The 14,123-nt window shown below is 63.8% G+C and carries 16 protein-coding genes and 1 tRNA gene; 4 read left to right on the top strand and 13 right to left on the bottom strand.

The genetic code is table 11. The features are described from left to right. Positions 1–47 precede the first annotated feature (47 nt). Complete coding sequence (gene coaD / locus BG61_RS01255; RefSeq protein WP_035941338.1) at positions 48–551, top strand: pantetheine-phosphate adenylyltransferase; 504 nt, start codon at positions 48–50, stop codon at positions 549–551. Positions 552–622: 71 nt separating this feature from the next. Beyond that, positions 623–880 (top strand): YfhL family 4Fe-4S dicluster ferredoxin, encoded by a 258-nt coding sequence (locus BG61_RS01250; protein ID WP_035941335.1) that lies wholly within the window; start codon positions 623–625, stop codon positions 878–880. Between the two features lie 27 nt (positions 881–907). Here the strand turns inward: BG61_RS01250 and hisC are convergent, their stop codons facing one another. The 8 genes from hisC to BG61_RS01210 all read right to left on the bottom strand — a co-directional run bounded on the left by hisC (position 908) and on the right by BG61_RS01210 (position 8,117). Next, positions 908–1,978: a histidinol-phosphate transaminase gene (gene hisC, locus BG61_RS01245; protein ID WP_035941334.1), complete on the bottom strand. Its 1,071-nt coding sequence runs from the start codon at positions 1,976–1,978 to the stop codon at positions 908–910. Between the two features lie 52 nt (positions 1,979–2,030). After that, positions 2,031–2,633 carry an aminoacyl-tRNA hydrolase gene (gene pth / locus BG61_RS01240; RefSeq protein ID WP_035941332.1) on the bottom strand — a complete coding sequence of 201 codons (603 nt, stop codon included), beginning with the start codon at positions 2,631–2,633 and terminating at the stop codon, positions 2,031–2,033. Between the two features lie 157 nt (positions 2,634–2,790). Beyond that, positions 2,791–3,420, bottom strand: a complete 630-nt coding sequence (locus BG61_RS01235; protein WP_035941331.1) for a 50S ribosomal protein L25/general stress protein Ctc — start codon at positions 3,418–3,420, stop codon at positions 2,791–2,793. A gap of 173 nt (positions 3,421–3,593) precedes the next feature. Then, on the bottom strand, positions 3,594–4,547 hold the full coding sequence (locus BG61_RS01230) for a ribose-phosphate pyrophosphokinase (protein ID WP_035941328.1): 954 nt from the start codon (positions 4,545–4,547) through the stop codon (positions 3,594–3,596). 48 nt (positions 4,548–4,595) lie between these two features. After that, a tRNA-Gln gene (locus BG61_RS01225) sits at positions 4,596–4,672 on the bottom strand. Between the two features lie 55 nt (positions 4,673–4,727). Further along, a complete protein-coding gene (gene ispE, locus BG61_RS01220; protein WP_035941326.1) occupies positions 4,728–5,609 on the bottom strand; it encodes a 4-(cytidine 5'-diphospho)-2-C-methyl-D-erythritol kinase in 882 nt (293 codons plus the stop codon). Positions 5,610–5,631: 22 nt separating this feature from the next. Further along, positions 5,632–6,258, bottom strand: coding sequence for a lipoprotein insertase outer membrane protein LolB (gene lolB, locus BG61_RS01215; RefSeq protein ID WP_035941324.1), 627 nt, complete (start codon positions 6,256–6,258; stop codon positions 5,632–5,634). Next, complete coding sequence (locus tag BG61_RS01210) at positions 6,258–8,117, bottom strand: tetratricopeptide repeat protein (RefSeq protein WP_035941323.1); 1,860 nt, start codon at positions 8,115–8,117, stop codon at positions 6,258–6,260. The genes lolB and BG61_RS01210 overlap by 1 nt, the downstream gene beginning before the upstream one ends. 85 nt (positions 8,118–8,202) lie before the next feature. On the opposite strand from BG61_RS01210, the gene mutM reads away from it, so the two are divergent. Next, positions 8,203–9,033 carry a bifunctional DNA-formamidopyrimidine glycosylase/DNA-(apurinic or apyrimidinic site) lyase gene (mutM, locus tag BG61_RS01205; protein WP_035941320.1) on the top strand — a complete coding sequence of 277 codons (831 nt, stop codon included), beginning with the start codon at positions 8,203–8,205 and terminating at the stop codon, positions 9,031–9,033. A 7-nt stretch (positions 9,034–9,040) separates the two neighbouring features. Further along, the gene (gene mutY, locus BG61_RS01200) at positions 9,041–10,102 is read left to right on the top strand and encodes an A/G-specific adenine glycosylase (protein ID WP_035941318.1); all 1,062 of its coding nucleotides are present in this window, start codon (positions 9,041–9,043) and stop codon (positions 10,100–10,102) included. 9 nt (positions 10,103–10,111) lie between these two features. On the opposite strand, the gene BG61_RS01195 is transcribed toward mutY, so the two are convergent. From BG61_RS01195 to hpf, 5 genes are all read right to left on the bottom strand, one after another. After that, the gene (locus BG61_RS01195) at positions 10,112–10,744 is read right to left on the bottom strand and encodes an LON peptidase substrate-binding domain-containing protein (protein ID WP_035941316.1); all 633 of its coding nucleotides are present in this window, start codon (positions 10,742–10,744) and stop codon (positions 10,112–10,114) included. A gap of 34 nt (positions 10,745–10,778) precedes the next feature. Then, entirely contained in the window at positions 10,779–11,675 is an 897-nt protein-coding gene (gene rapZ, locus BG61_RS01190; protein ID WP_035941314.1) for an RNase adapter RapZ, read from the bottom strand. A gap of 72 nt (positions 11,676–11,747) precedes the next feature. Continuing rightward, entirely contained in the window at positions 11,748–12,716 is a 969-nt protein-coding gene (hprK, locus tag BG61_RS01185) for an HPr(Ser) kinase/phosphatase (RefSeq protein WP_035941311.1), read from the bottom strand. 163 nt (positions 12,717–12,879) lie between these two features. Then, positions 12,880–13,371 carry a PTS IIA-like nitrogen regulatory protein PtsN gene (gene ptsN, locus BG61_RS01180; protein WP_306434280.1) on the bottom strand — a complete coding sequence of 164 codons (492 nt, stop codon included), beginning with the start codon at positions 13,369–13,371 and terminating at the stop codon, positions 12,880–12,882. 353 nt (positions 13,372–13,724) lie between these two features. Continuing rightward, on the bottom strand, positions 13,725–14,087 hold the full coding sequence (gene hpf / locus BG61_RS01175; protein ID WP_035941307.1) for a ribosome hibernation-promoting factor, HPF/YfiA family: 363 nt from the start codon (positions 14,085–14,087) through the stop codon (positions 13,725–13,727). Positions 14,088–14,123: the final 36 nt, after the last annotated feature.

Below are 14,123 nucleotides of genomic sequence, written 5' to 3'. Positions count from 1 at the left end.
GGCCGGTGCGGCGCAATGCCCAATCTATATAGAAGAGGAGAAGCCCCATGGTAGTCGCCGTGTACCCGGGAACGTTCGACCCGCTGACGCGCGGACATGAAGACCTCGTCAGGCGCGCGTCGAGTATTTTCGATACGCTCGTCGTAGGCGTCGCCGACAGTCGCGCCAAGAAGCCGTTTTTCACGTTGCAGGAGCGGCTCGACATCGCGCATGACGTGCTCGGCCACTACGCGAACGTGCAGGTGAGCAGCTTTACCGGCCTGCTGAAGGATTTCGTGCGGAAGAACAACGCCCGTGTGATCGTGCGCGGGCTGCGGGCCGTCTCCGACTTCGAGTACGAGTTCCAGATGGCGGGCATGAACCGCTATTTGCTGCCCGACGTCGAGACGATGTTCATGACGCCGTCCGACCAGTACCAGTTCATCTCGGGCACGATCGTGCGCGAGATCGCGCAACTGGGCGGGGATGTCAGCAAGTTCGTGTTCCCGTCCGTCGAAAAACGGCTGATCGACAAGGTCGGCCTGATCGCACAGGACCCCGCGGCGCCTTGAGCGCCGGGCCCGCGCGGCGCTACGCGGCGCGGGCTTGGTGCCGGCTTCGAGCCGGCTGAAGAGAGTCAAGCATGTCTTTGATCATTACCGACGAGTGCATCAACTGCGACGTCTGCGAGCCCGAGTGCCCGAACGACGCCATTTCGATGGGCACGGACATCTACGTGATCGACCCGAAGAAGTGCACCGAGTGTGTCGGTCATTTCGACGAGCCGCAATGCCAGCAGGTGTGCCCGGTCGAGTGCATTCCGCGCGACCCAGCGCACGTGGAAACCCCCGAGCAGCTGATGGCGAAGTATCACGCGCTGATGGCCGCCAAGGGGCAATGACACGCGGCGATGACGCGCAAGGGCGCGTCAGCTGCCGATCAGCGCCCGTAACGCATTGACGAGCGCATCGCATTCGGCATCGGTGCCGATCGAAATGCGCAGATGCTGGTCGATGCGCGGCAGTTTGAAGTGCCGCACGAAAATTTCCTTCTCCTTCAGCGACGCGGCGAGTGCCGCGGCATCGTGCCCCGGATGGCGCGCGAACACGAAATTCGCCGCCGACGGCACGACGTCGAAGCCGAGCGCCGCCAGTTCCCCGGTCATGCGCTCGCGGCTCGCAATCACCTTGCGGCAGCTTTCGCGGAACCATGCATCGTCTTCGTAGGCGGCGATCGCCGCCGCCTGCGCGAGACGATCGAGCGGATACGAGTTGAAGCTGTCCTTCACGCGCGTGAGCGCCTCGATCAGCGCGGCGCCGCCGAACGCAAAGCCCACGCGCATTCCCGCAAGCGAACGCGCCTTCGATACCGTCTGCACGACGAGCAGGTTCGGATACGTGTCGATCAGGTTCACGGCCGATTCCGCGCCGAAATCGACATACGCTTCGTCGATCACGACCGGTGAGTCGGGATTCGCCTGCAGCAATTGCTCGATCTCGGCGAGCGGGAGCGCGCGGCCCGTCGGCGCGTTCGGATTCGGCAGAAGCACGCCGCCGCCCGGCGCGCGGTAGTCGTCGATATCGATGCCGAACTGGTCGTCGAGGGGAATGGCATCGAACGAAACGCCGTACAACTGCGCGTAGACCGGATAGAAGCTGTACGTAATGTCGGGGAAGCGGATCGGCCGCTCGTGCTTCAGCAGTGCCTGGAACGCGTGGGCGAGCACTTCGTCGGAGCCGTTGCCGGCAAACACCTGCTCGACGCGCAGCCCGTGATGCGCGGCCACGGTCGCGCGCAATGCGCGGGCGGTCGGATCGGGGTACTTGCGAAGCGTCTCGCCGTCATCGCCCAGTTCGCGCCGGATCGCCTCGACCACCCGCGGCGACGGCGGATACGGATTTTCGTTCGTGTTCAGTTTGACGGGATGCGCCAGCGCGGGCTGCTCGCCCGGCACGTACGGCGTCAGTCGGTGAACGATATCGCTCCAGAAACGGCTCACATGCGGCTCCAAATTGGCTTCAAACGTGGCTCAAGTGGGCCTCGGACACGGCTCATGCATTGCGATGCAGGTTCATCACCGCGCGCTCGGTCTCGCCGCTGACGACGAACGGCATTACCGCGAGCGCGCGCTCGATCGAGCGGTCGATCGGCTCCTGCTCTTCGCGGCGCGGCGGCTTCAGCACGAAGTTGACGACATCCGGCTTCGTGCCGGCTCGCGCACCCTCGGGAATCAGGTCGCGCGGATGCCCGATGCCGATGCGCAGCCGCCAGTAGTGCTGCGACGACAGGTGCGCGGAAATGTCCTTCAAGCCGTTGTGTCCGCCGCTGCCGCCGCCGAGTTTCATCTTGACGGTTCCCGGCGGCAGATCGAGTTCGTCGTGCGCGACGAGAATCTCGTCGGGCAGGATCTTGAAGAATTGCGCGACGGCGACCACTGACTGCCCGGACCGGTTCATGAACGTCTGCGGTTCGAGCAGATGGACGTCGTGGCCGTTCAGACGGCCTTTGCCGTAGTGGCCGTGAAAGCGGCGTTCGTCGCGCAGGGTCGCGCCGGCGTCCCGTGCCAGCTGGTCGACGAACCAGAAGCCGGCGTTGTGCCGCGTCGCGGTGTACTCGGCGCCCGGATTGCCGAGGCCGACGATCAGCTTGATCATGTCGAATTGTCGCGAGCGAGCGCGCCCGCGTGCAGTTGAATGGAAGGTTAAGCGAAAAGTCGAGCGAAAAAAAACCCGCCGGAGCGTTCGCACCGGCGGGTCACGTCGACCGTCCTTGCGAACGGTTCGAGAGGATAGGCTTGTCTTAGCGAAGCACTTACGCTGCCGGCGTTTCGCCTTCGCCAGTTGCCGCAGCACCGCCAGTAGCCGCGTCCGACACGCCCGCAGCCGGAATGGTTGCCGATGCGATCACCGGGTTTTCCGCTTCGACGTGGGCCACGAGCGCGACGCCCTTCGGCAGAACGATGTCCTTCGCGTGCATCGTCTGGCCGGCTTCGATCTTGGCCAAGTCGATTTCGATGAATTCCGGCAGGTCGCCCGGCAGGCATTCCACTTCGAGTTCGTTGATCACGTGCGAGATCACGGCGCCCGCAAGCTTGACGGCCGGATTCGTTTCCTGATTCATGAAGTGCAGCGGCACCTTGGTGTGCAGCTTCTTCTTCGGATCGACGCGCTGGAAGTCCACGTGCAGAACCATCTGCTTGAACGGGTGGTATTGCACGTCGCGCAGGAGCACCGGCTGCGACTTGCCGCCCACTTCCAGGTCGAGAATCGACGAATGGAACACTTCCTTCTTCAGCGCGTGCCAAAGGGCGTTGTGGTCGAGTTCGACCATTTGTACGTCTTTGTCGGCGCCATATACGATGCCCGGGGTCTTGCCCGAGTTACGCAGGCGGCGGCTCGCACCCGTACCTTGCAGATTGCGCTCGAAAGCGACTACTTTCATGTTTTGACTCCAATAGCTGCCCGCGACCAGGCAGTGAAAACGGGGCTTTCTCGATTGAACCGCAGCCATCGGGCGGCGGCGTCCAGCCCCGGAACAACGGCACGAACCTTCGTTCGTTCGCGCCGATTACGCAAAAACGCGAAGCCTGAGCTTCGCGTCATTGCCAATACTGATCAACTTTCGGCGAAGAGCGACATCACCGAGTCGCCGCGCCGGATTCGCGAGAACGTCTCCGCGAGGAGACCCGCGCTCGAGAGCAGGCGAATCTTCGAGCATGCCAGCGATTCAGCCGACAGCGGGATGGTATCGGTGACGACGAGTTCGTCGAGTTCCGACGCCGCGATCCGCTCGCCCGCGCCGCCCGAAAGAACCGGGTGCGTCGCGTATGCGAAAACCTGCTTTGCGCCGCGTTGCTTCAAAACCTGTGCTGCCTTGCAGAGTGTGCCTGCGGTGTCGACCATGTCGTCCATGATCACGCACGTGCGGCCTTCCACTTCACCGATGATGTTCATCACTTCAGCGACATTCGCCTTCGGACGGCGCTTGTCGATGATCGCGAGGTCGGTGTTCAACTGCTTGGCAAGCGCGCGGGCGCGCACCACGCCGCCCACGTCCGGGGACACCACCAGCAGATCGTCGTGATTCTGCTTGCGCAGATCGCCGAGCAGCACGGGCGTTGCGTAGATGTTGTCGACGGGGATGTCGAAGAAGCCTTGAATCTGATCCGCGTGCAGGTCCATCGTGATCACGCGATCGACGCCCGCGATTTCCAGCATGTTCGCCACGACCTTCGCCGAAATCGCGACACGCGCCGAGCGCGGACGGCGATCCTGACGCGCGTAACCGAAGTAGGGGATGGCTGCGGTGATCCGGCCGGCTGACGCGCGCTTGAGCGCGTCGACCATGATCATCAGTTCCATCAGGTTATCGTTCGTCGGAGCGCAGGTGGACTGCAGAACGAATACGTCCTTGCCTCGAACGTTTTCCTGAATCTCGACCATGATTTCGCCGTCGGAGAAACGGCTGACCATCGCTTTGCCGAGAGGGATTCCAAGGATTTTGACGACTTCCTGTGCAAGCGCGGGATTTGCGTTGCCAGTAAAAACCATCAGGCCGTCACTGCTCATCGTGCACCTGTTTCGGGCTGGGGGCGAGAGGAAAAACGCGAGAATTTATGGCAGGGGAGGAAGGACTCGAACCCTCGCATGCCGGAATCAAAATCCGGTGCCTTGACCAACTTGGCGACTCCCCTACACTAACTTTGAGTCTTGCCGGGAAGTGTAGGACATACCCGTCAAAACAAAACCTTACGACGCGAAAGCAAAGAGAGGATGAGAATCCAGGCTGCCTGCCACGACGCTCTTCCAGCTTGCCGGGAGCTTGGCTTGCGCCAACTCGGCTCCGGCTTTACTGCGAAAAGCGGCGAACACGCTCGCTCCAGATCCGGTCATTCGCGCCGGTGCGAGATTGCGAAACCACTCGAGCACCTTTGCAACTTCCGCGTACTTTTCAGCGACAACCGCCTGCATGTCATTTCGGCCGAAACTGTCAGGCCAATCTGTGTCAGAACTATGTTGTGCAAGAAAGTCCGTCATTGTGAGGACTTTTGAGTCCCTTGTCAACGCTTTCTCAGAAAAAATCGCGGCGGTGGGGACATGGACCGCAGGAGTCACCACCAGGAAATAGCGATTCGGCAGATCGACTGCCTGAAGCACTTCCCCCACTCCTTCCGCAAATGCATTCTGCCCGAAAACAAAAAACGGCACGTCCGCGCCTAATTGCAGCGCGAGATTTTGCAGGGTTGCGCGCGGAAGGTCAACGCCCCAAAGACGATTCAACGCCAAAAGAGTCGTTGCGGCGTCGGAACTGCCACCGCCCAGGCCCGCGCCCATCGGAAGCCGCTTGTCGATTTCGATTTCGACGCCGAACGTGCTTCCCGCGTGTTCTTGCAGCAGACGGGCGGCGCGCACGACGAGATCGTCGGCTTCCGGCACGCCGGGCACGTCGGTTTTGCGCGTGACCACGCCGTCGTCGCGACGGGTGAAATGCAGCCGGTCGCCCCAGTCGAGCAGTTGGAACACCGTCTGGAGCGAGTGATAACCGTCCGGACGGCGCCCGGTGATATGCAGGAAAAGATTCAGCTTCGCAGGCGCGAGGCAGTCGCGCAGCGACTCGTTTGTTTGAGACATGCGTTGAGCGGGCGGGCCGCGGTTACTGGTCGATCACGAGCTTGATGTCGAGAGGCGGCTCGGCGCGCACGAGATTCACCCGCTTCACGCCGACCGCGGGCGCATCGGCGTAGGCGAGATAGTCGATCGTCCAGCCGTCCTGCTTGATCTCCTTGAGCCGCTCGTTGCCCGTGGAGGAGTCCATCGTCGTCCTGGCGCGCGAGGTGGGCGCCGCCGACGGCTGCAGCCAGTAGCGCAGACCTTCGACCGGCAGCGAGAATCCGAGCGTGCTCTGCATCAGTTCCGACACGTTCCCGGCGTTCAGCGGCTGGCGGTTCGGCAGTTCGAGCGTGGCCGACGAAGGCGACGACGTGACGATCGCGAGCGTCTGCCCGAGCGGGTTGCGCAACTGGAGCGTGACGGTGTCGCCGTTTTCCTGCCAGTCAAAGTTGCCGTAGGCGTTGCGCGTCTGGCCGTTCTGATCGTTGTATTGCACGGCGAAGCGGCCGTGATACGCGCGGCTCGTCTGCGCGGTGATCGAGGTTGCCGCGACCGACGTACCCGGCCCCTTCGGCTGGACCGCGCAGCCCGCGAGCATCACGGCGGCGGCGGCCGTCAGGCCAAGCGCGCCGCGGCGAAGCGGCGCGCCCGCGAAAGAATTGAATGCCATCAAAGATCGTTTACCTGAAGTCGTTTGAGCGTTTTGACGAGCGTGTCGTTGTCCGGTTCAAGCTTCAGCGCCTGTCTCCACGTGTCGCGCGCCTGATCCTGCTGGCCCGACTTCCACTGCACTTCACCCAGATGCGCGCCGATTTCCGCGTTCGGCTGCAAGTCATAGGCCTGCTTCAGGATTTTCGCGGCCTCGGCGGAATTGCCCTGCCGGAATTTCGCCCAGCCGAGGCTGTCCATGATGAACGCGTCGTTCGGCGCCAGCGAGACGGCCTTCTCGATCAGTTTCACGGCCTCGTCGATGCGCAGGTTGCGATCGACGAGCGAATAGCCGAGCGCGTTATACGCCTGCGGATTGTCCGGCTGCGTGCGCATCAGGTTGCGCAACTGCGTTTCCATCGTCTCGTAATGGCCGTTCTTTTCGGCGGCCATTGCGTAGTCGTAGGTGAGATCGGGGTCGTCGGGGAACGCGGCCACCGCCTTCGCGAGATTGGCCTCCGCCTCCGGATAGCGCTTCGCTTCGAAGAGCAGCGCGGCGTCCGTGCGGGCGATCAGGGCGAGGTCGCGCGGATCCGAGCTTTGCAGGTTCGCGAGCAACTGGCGCGCCTGATCCACCTTGCCTTGCTTCGCCATCAGTTGAGCGCGCGTGATCTGCGCGGGCAGGTACTGCTGGCTCGTGCGGGGAATCTTGTCGAGCCACTGGCTCGCGGCGGCATCGTTCTTCTGTTCCAGCGACAACTGCGCGAGATAGATGTAGGCCTGTCCCGGATCGGCGCCGGGCGTGCTTTCGGCTGCCTTGACGTACTGGTCGAGGTAATCCTGGGCCTTGTCGAACTGCTTCTTCTGGATGCTGATCAGCGCGAGCGCCATCAGCGGCGTCAGGTCCTTCGAATCATTCTTGCGCATGATCTCGAACTGCTTCTGCGCATCGTCCAGACGATCGGCGGACAAATACAGCTGCGCGAGCGCGAGCCGCGCGTCATGCGACTTCGGATTCTTGTCGACATATCTTTCGAACGACGCGATGCCTTCCTTGCGCTCTTCAGGCCCCATGCGGGCGAGGGTCAGGGCGGCCGGAAGATAGTCGGGGCGCAGTTCGAGCGCCTTTTCGAGCGAAGCGCGCGCGCCGGGCGCGTCGTCGGCGAGCAGTTGCTGGCGGGCGATGGCGAGCTGCGTCTCGGGCCGCTGCAAGTCGTTCCTGGTCAGATCCTTCAGAACATTGAGCGCGCCGACGCGGTTCGGCCCGCGTGAAAGTAGTGTCTGCAGCGAGAGGATCGCGTCGCCGCGCTGCGCGTCCGGCACCTTGGCGAGTTCACGCGCGAGCACGGGCTTCGCGTCGTCGGGCCGGCCCGACACGATCAGCAGCGATGCGCTGAGTTGCGCCGCGCGGTCGGAGTTCGGCGCGAACTGCTGCCACAGCTGGACCGCGGTGAGCGCATCGTTCGGGCTCTGAGCGGCGATTGCGATTTCGGTCGCGCGCTGTGCGAAACGCGGGTCGTGCGTGTCGCGGGCAAGCGCCAGATACGTCTGGTATGCAGGCGCCGGCTGGCCCCGCTGGAGCGCGACTTCGGCCGCCAGCACCTGGAACAGGATCTGGCTGGACAGCGCGATGTTCGGCAGGTCCTGCGATTCTTTGCCGGTCGGCGGCGCGGTCAGCACGTCGGCGGCGCTGATCGCCGCGGCCTGGTCGTCGGCCGTTGGAGCGGGAAGCCGCGCCGGATTCTGCGCATGGGCAGGCGCGAATGCGAGCGCGGCGATTGCCAGCGCCACCGCGCCCGCGATCCGCGAAACCGGTGTGCCGCAATTCTTCACAGGCTCGGCGGACCGCTTGGAGAGCAGCTTCATGACGAACAAGTTCATGGAAATCCGATCAATGTTTCGGTCGATTGTAACGCGGTCGCTACAATACGGGCACATCGCCCAGCAAGTTGCAGACCAACAAACCATGCCAGAGTTGCCGGAAGTCGAAGTCACCCGCCGCGGAATCGAGCCTTACGTTGCGGGGCGGCGCGTCGAGCGCGTCGATGTGCGAACGCCGGCGCTTCGCTGGCCGGTTCCCGCCCATCTCGCCAAAACGCTCGGCCACCTGAAGATCGACAAGGTGGCGCGGCGCGGCAAGTACCTGCTGTTCGAAACCGTCGACGGCTGGCTCATCGTCCATCTCGGCATGACGGGCACGCTGCGCGTGCTGCGCAACGTCCCGCGCCCGCCCGACGCGGCGAAGCACGATCACATCGATCTTATCTTCGATGACTTCATCCTGCGTTTTCGAGACCCGCGCCGTTTTGGTGCGGTGCTCTGGCACCCGCGCGAGGACGGCGACGTCCTCGATCACCCGCTTCTCGCGACACTCGGCGTCGAGCCGTTCACGGCCGAGTTCTCAGGCGCGCTGCTCTTTCGCCGCACGCGCGGGCGCAAGGTGTCGGTGAAGCAGGCGCTGCTCGCGGGCGACATCGTGGTGGGCGTCGGGAATATCTATGCATCCGAAAGCCTCTTTCGCGCGGGCATCCGGCCGACCACCGCCGCCGGCCGCGTCTCGCTCGTGCGCTACGACCTGCTCGCAGACGCCGTGCGCACCACGCTCGCCGCCGCGATCGAGAAGGGCGGCAGCACGTTGCGCGATTTCGTCGGCAGCAACGGTGAATCGGGCTACTTCCAGCTCGACTATTTCGTCTATGATCGCGCGGGCCTGCCGTGTCACGTGTGCGGCACGGCGATCAGACAAATCGTCCAGGGGCAGCGCTCGACATACTTTTGCCCACGCTGCCAGCGCTAATTCCCCAATGCCCGCTCTCACCGATTTCTCCGCGCGCCTGATCGCGTGGCAACGCGTCCACGGCCGGCACGGCCTGCCGTGGCAGAACACGCGCGATCCTTACCGGATCTGGCTGTCGGAGATCATGCTCCAGCAGACGCAGGTCTCCACGGTGATTCCCTATTACGCGCGCTTTCTCGCGCGCTTTCCCGACGTGACGGCGCTCGCCGCAGCGCCGCTCGACGACGTGATGGCGCTGTGGGCGGGCCTCGGCTACTACTCGCGCGCGCGCAATCTGCACCGCTGCGCCGGGGTCGTGTCGAGCGAATACGGTGGACACTTTCCCCAGACGGTCGACGAACTCGAGCAGTTGCCGGGCATCGGCCGCTCGACGGCGGCGGCGATCGCGTCGTTTGCATTCGGCGCGCGGGCGACGATTCTCGACGGCAACGTGAAGCGCGTGCTTGCGCGGGTGTTCGGCGTCGACGGCTTTCCGGGCGAAAAGCGCGTGGAGAACGCGATGTGGACGCTGGCGGAGTCGCTTTTGCCCGACGCCGCGCACAAGGACGACGTCACCGCCTACACGCAGGGCCTGATGGATCTCGGCGCGACGCTGTGCGTGCGCGGCAAGCCGGATTGCATGCGCTGCCCGTTCGCAGCGGATTGCGTCGCGAACGTGACCCGGCGGCAGCGCGAACTGCCGGCCGCGCGCCCGAAAAAAACAGTGCCGACGCGCAAGACCTGGATGCTCGTGCTGAAGGACGGCGATGCGGTGCTGCTCGAAAAACGGCCGCCTGCCGGCGTCTGGGGCGGCCTCTGGAGCCTGCCGGAAGCCGCCGACGAAAACGCGCTCGCGGCCATCGCGCACAGGTTCGGTGCGGCGGAGGATCTGAAGCGCCTCGCGCCGCTCACGCACACGTTCACGCATTTCAAGCTGGATATCGAGCCGCGCCTTGGCAAGGCGCTCGGCCAGCGTTCGCAAGCCGCCGATGCCGAAACGGTCTGGGCTCCGCTCGCCGGGATCGACGCTTTCGGCCTGCCCGCGCCCGTGCGCAAGCTGCTCGACGCGCTCCAGGGCTCGCTGGTCTGACGCAGCGGCTCAGAGCAGCTGATGATGCTGCATATAGTGATGCACCACATCGATGCGCGCGGCGGCGTCCTGCAATTCCATCAGCTTCTGGCGCGCGCGCATCGGAATCGGCAGGATCTCCGAGAGCCGGTTCGACACCCAGGTCGGATCGTCGAAGAGGTACGGCTCGGCGAACGGAAGATTCTGCGGATCGCGCGTCTTGATCGTATCGATGATGCGCTCCAGCACCTCCGCGCACGCGCCGAACTTGGCGAGCGCCTCGGCGCCCTGCAGCGGCTGGTCCTCGCCGATCGTCTCCGCCATCCCGACGATCAGGTTGCTCGCCTCCACGCGATGCGACAGCAGCCGGAAGCGCTCCGTCCCGCGGGCCTGCACGAGCAGGAGGCCGAACGTGTCGACGTCGCATTCGGTGATTTCCGCGAGACAGCCGATCGGCTCCGGCACAGACGGATCGCCCGGCGACGCGATTTCATTTCCGCTTTTCAGCAGACAGACGCCGAACGGCGTCTTTTCGCGCAGGCACGAGCGCGCCATGTCGAGATAGCGCGCCTCGAAAATCTTGAGCGGCAGCAGGCCGCCGGGAAACAGCACGGTGTGCAGCGGGAACAGCGGCAAGTCGGCGAGAACGGGATTGGAAGACATCGCGCGCCTCCAGGTGAGACCGCCGGCGCGGCGATCAGGTTGGCGTGTGCGCCGCGCCGCCATCGACCGGGATGGGCGCGTCGCGATGCCGCACGATCACATTCGCCTTGTCGCCGAAGCGCGCGGCCAGCGCCTGGGCGATGAACACCGAGCGGTGCTGCCCGCCCGTGCAACCGATCGCGACGGTGAGATAGCTGCGGTTGTCGTCGCGAAACTGGGGCAGCCATTTGGCGATGAAAGTGCCGATGTCGTCGATCATCTGGTGCGCCATCGGCTGCGCCGACAGATATTCGATGACTGGCTGGTCGAGGCCCGTCAGCGGCCGCAACTCGCGATCGTAGTACGGATTCGGCAGCGTGCGGACGTCGAACACGAAATCGGCGTCGAGCGGCACGCCGCGCTTGAATCCGAACGACTCGAACATCAGCGTGAGCCCGACCGATTCCTGCTCGATGAAGCTCTTCACCCACGCCCGCAGCACGTTCGCGCGCAGGTTGCTCGTGTCGATCTGATGGCCGAATTCAGCGAGGCCCGCCACCAGTTCGCGCTCGCGCTCGATCGCTTCGGCGAGCGACGTCAGCAGGCCGACGTCGGCGTCGTGCCCCGGCGAGCCCGAGAGCGGGTGGCGGCGGCGTGTTTCGGAGAAGCGCTGGATCAGCGACTGCGTGCTCGCGTTCAGAAACAGCACGCGCAGGTCGTAGGCGTCCGATAGGTCGTTGATGATCGCGGGGACTTCGTCGAGCGAGACGCTCGAGCGCGCGTCGATCGCGACGGCGAGCCGCGTCTGGCCCTCGCCCGCGAGGTACGAGGCGAGTTCGCGCAGAAAGCGCGGCGGAAGATTGTCGACGCAGTAGTAGCCGCCGTCTTCGAGGGCGTTGAGTGCGACGGACTTGCCGGAACCGGAAATGCCGGTGATCAAAATGATGCGCATGGATTTCGACTCGTTCGCTTTATCTTAGCACCTGCATTGTGCGCGGATTGGTCGCAGAGGCCCGCGCGACGGTCAGATCAGCTTGCCGGGAAACTGGCTGTCGGGGTCCTGCATCGCCAGCCGCTGGCGGTCCATGAAGTCGCGCAGCGTATCGATGCCGCGCAGTTGCAGGATCGTGTTGCGCACCGCCGCTTCGACCAGTACCGCGAGGTTTCGGCCGGCCGCCACCTGAATCGTGACCTTGCTGATCGGCAGGCCGAGCACGTCGACGCTCTGGCTTTCCAGCGGCAGCCGCTGGAATTCGCCGTCCGGACGGCGCACGAGCTGAACGATCAGCTTGAGCTTCATTTTCCGCCGCACGGCGGTTTCACCGAAGATCGTCTTGATGTCGAGCAGGCCCAGGCCGCGCACTTCCAACAGGTTTTGCAGGAGCGGCGGACAGCGCCCTTCGACGAAATCGGGGCCGAGCCGCACGAAATCGACGGCGTCGTCGGCCACCAGACCGTGGCCGCGGCTGATCAGCTCCAGGCCGAGTTCGCTCTTGCCGAGGCCGGAGTCGCCGGTGAGCAGCACGCCCATGCCGAGGATGTCGAGAAACACGCCGTGCAGCGTGGCGCGCGGCGCCAGGATGCGCGACATGTAGAGCCGCAGGCTGTCGATGACCGCCGCCGCCGACATGCGCGTCGTGAAAAGCGGCGTGGACGAGCGCGTGCAGCGCAGGACGAGCTCGGGCGGCGCGCCGACTTCCCCCGCGACCACGAGAAACGGCGGCTCCAGCGCGATCAGCTCGGCCATGTTGCGCGAGCGGTCTTCGTCCGACTGACGCTGGTAGTAGTTGATCTCGGCGTCCCCGAGCACCTGGATACGGTTCGGATGGATGAGGTTCAGGTGGCCGACGAGGTCGGCGCTCGATGTCGCGTTCGCGACCGTCTCGGTCGAAAATCCGCGTTCCCAGCCTTCGTGACCCGTCAGCCAGCTGAGCTTCAGCGCGGCCGCGTTGTCGTCGAAAATGCTCTGGGCGTTGATGCTGGACGTATCCATGAGACCGGAACTCCGTTGGAAGCCGTGGGCGGACGTGGAATGCGAGGCTCGGCGTTCAGGCTCATCGTGTCCGCTCCATTCGACCGATTGTGCCCCAGAAGCACCGCCCGCGCGAGCGGGCCGGGAGCCGCGCTTTCCGCGCTATGCGTGCTTCAGGATCTTTTTACGGCTGCCACTGCGTGAGCACCTGATACAGCGCTTCACGATTCTCTTCCTTGTTCAGGCGCTCGCGCGCCTGGGCGTCGGAGAGCAGTTGTGCGATCTCCGACAGAATTTCGAGATGTTGCTGGGTGGCTTGCTCGGGCACCAGCAGGAAAATGAGGAGCGAAACGGGCTGGCCGTCCGGCGATTCGAACGCGATCGGTTCGGCGAGGCGCACGAACGCGGCGAGCGGCTGCTTCAGGCCCTTGATGCGTCCGTGAGGAATGGCGACGCCTTCGCCGAGACCGGTCGAGCCGAGGCGCTCGCGCGCGAAAAGATTGTCGGTGACGGTGCTGCGGGCGATGCCGTTCTGATTCTCGAAGATCAAACCCGCTTGCTCGAATACGCGTTTCTTGCTGGTGACGGACAGTCCGAGGACGACGTTTTCGAGGGGAAGAAATTTGGCTAAACGATTCATGTTGGCAGGCTGATGCGTGGCCTGGATTCTCCTCATCGTGGCGATTGGTCGACTAGCGCTCACGGCGATGTTGGACGGGTACGCGCACGTTCGGGCGGACTCTGCGGGCGGACTCTGATTAACTACCCCGATAATAACCAACCCATTATAGATCAGCAGGACGGGGATGGTGCAGCGCGCAAACGAACTTTCCGGCACATTTCGAGACGCGTAAAGTCACCTAAATCAACGACTTGTGGCCTGTACCCAACAAAAAAGCCGCCTGGGTCCAGGCGGCTCCTGCCGGGTTTGCGCCCCGCTGAGTCAGGGTTGCGCGAATTGAATGATTCCTCGAATCGTCGTCAGCGCAAGGCGCTGGTTGAACCATCCGGCCGCCGGGCCCGTGCCGATCACGGCGACGGCGCTTCCAGCTCCTGCACCACCTCGGTGTGGTACTTCATTGCCTCGCGGGCATGTCCCTGAATCTTGTCCTTGTGCCTGATGACCTGCCGATCCAGCTTGTCCACCATCAGATCGATCGCCGCGTACATATCCACGTCACAACTCTCGATAAAAATGTCCTTGCCCTTCAGATGCAAGTTGATTTCGACCTTTTGCCGCTTGTCCTTTTCCCTATGATTGTCGACCGAGAGGACCACATTGCCGTCGATCACTTGATCGAAATGACGGAGCACTCTGTCAAGTTTGGTGATCACGTACTCGCGCAACGCAGGCGTCAATTCGAGGTGGTGTCCACTGATCTTCAGATTCATAGTTGCTCTCCAAGCTAGTGGCCGCCTGTTCGCGGC

The organism is Caballeronia glathei (assembly GCF_000698595.1).
In the GTDB taxonomy this organism is placed as follows: domain Bacteria; phylum Pseudomonadota; class Gammaproteobacteria; order Burkholderiales; family Burkholderiaceae; genus Caballeronia; species Caballeronia glathei.
The sequence above is the reverse complement of the archived record's forward strand: the minus strand, read 5'-3'. Positions and strand labels throughout refer to the sequence as shown.

Bases quoted from the DNA above. Each gene is read 5' to 3' on its own strand.
- coaD (WP_035941338.1), top strand. From the start codon at position 48: ATGGTAGTCGCCGTGTACCCGGGAACGTTCGACCCGCTGACGCGCGGA.
- BG61_RS01250 (WP_035941335.1), top strand. From the start codon at position 623: ATGTCTTTGATCATTACCGACGAGTGCATCAACTGCGACGTCTGCGAG.
- pth (WP_035941332.1), bottom strand. From the start codon at position 2,633: ATGATCAAGCTGATCGTCGGCCTCGGCAATCCGGGCGCCGAGTACACC.
- BG61_RS01235 (WP_035941331.1), bottom strand. From the start codon at position 3,420: ATGAAAGTAGTCGCTTTCGAGCGCAATCTGCAAGGTACGGGTGCGAGC.
- BG61_RS01230 (WP_035941328.1), bottom strand. From the start codon at position 4,547: ATGAGCAGTGACGGCCTGATGGTTTTTACTGGCAACGCAAATCCCGCG.
- ispE (WP_035941326.1), bottom strand. From the start codon at position 5,609: ATGTCTCAAACAAACGAGTCGCTGCGCGACTGCCTCGCGCCTGCGAAG.
- lolB (WP_035941324.1), bottom strand. From the start codon at position 6,258: ATGGCATTCAATTCTTTCGCGGGCGCGCCGCTTCGCCGCGGCGCGCTT.
- BG61_RS01210 (WP_035941323.1), bottom strand. From the start codon at position 8,117: ATGAACTTGTTCGTCATGAAGCTGCTCTCCAAGCGGTCCGCCGAGCCT.
- mutM (WP_035941320.1), top strand. From the start codon at position 8,203: ATGCCAGAGTTGCCGGAAGTCGAAGTCACCCGCCGCGGAATCGAGCCT.
- mutY (WP_035941318.1), top strand. From the start codon at position 9,041: ATGCCCGCTCTCACCGATTTCTCCGCGCGCCTGATCGCGTGGCAACGC.
- BG61_RS01195 (WP_035941316.1), bottom strand. From the start codon at position 10,744: ATGTCTTCCAATCCCGTTCTCGCCGACTTGCCGCTGTTCCCGCTGCAC.
- rapZ (WP_035941314.1), bottom strand. From the start codon at position 11,675: ATGCGCATCATTTTGATCACCGGCATTTCCGGTTCCGGCAAGTCCGTC.
- hprK (WP_035941311.1), bottom strand. From the start codon at position 12,716: ATGGATACGTCCAGCATCAACGCCCAGAGCATTTTCGACGACAACGCG.
- ptsN (WP_306434280.1), bottom strand. From the start codon at position 13,371: ATGAGGAGAATCCAGGCCACGCATCAGCCTGCCAACATGAATCGTTTA.
- hpf (WP_035941307.1), bottom strand. From the start codon at position 14,087: ATGAATCTGAAGATCAGTGGACACCACCTCGAATTGACGCCTGCGTTG.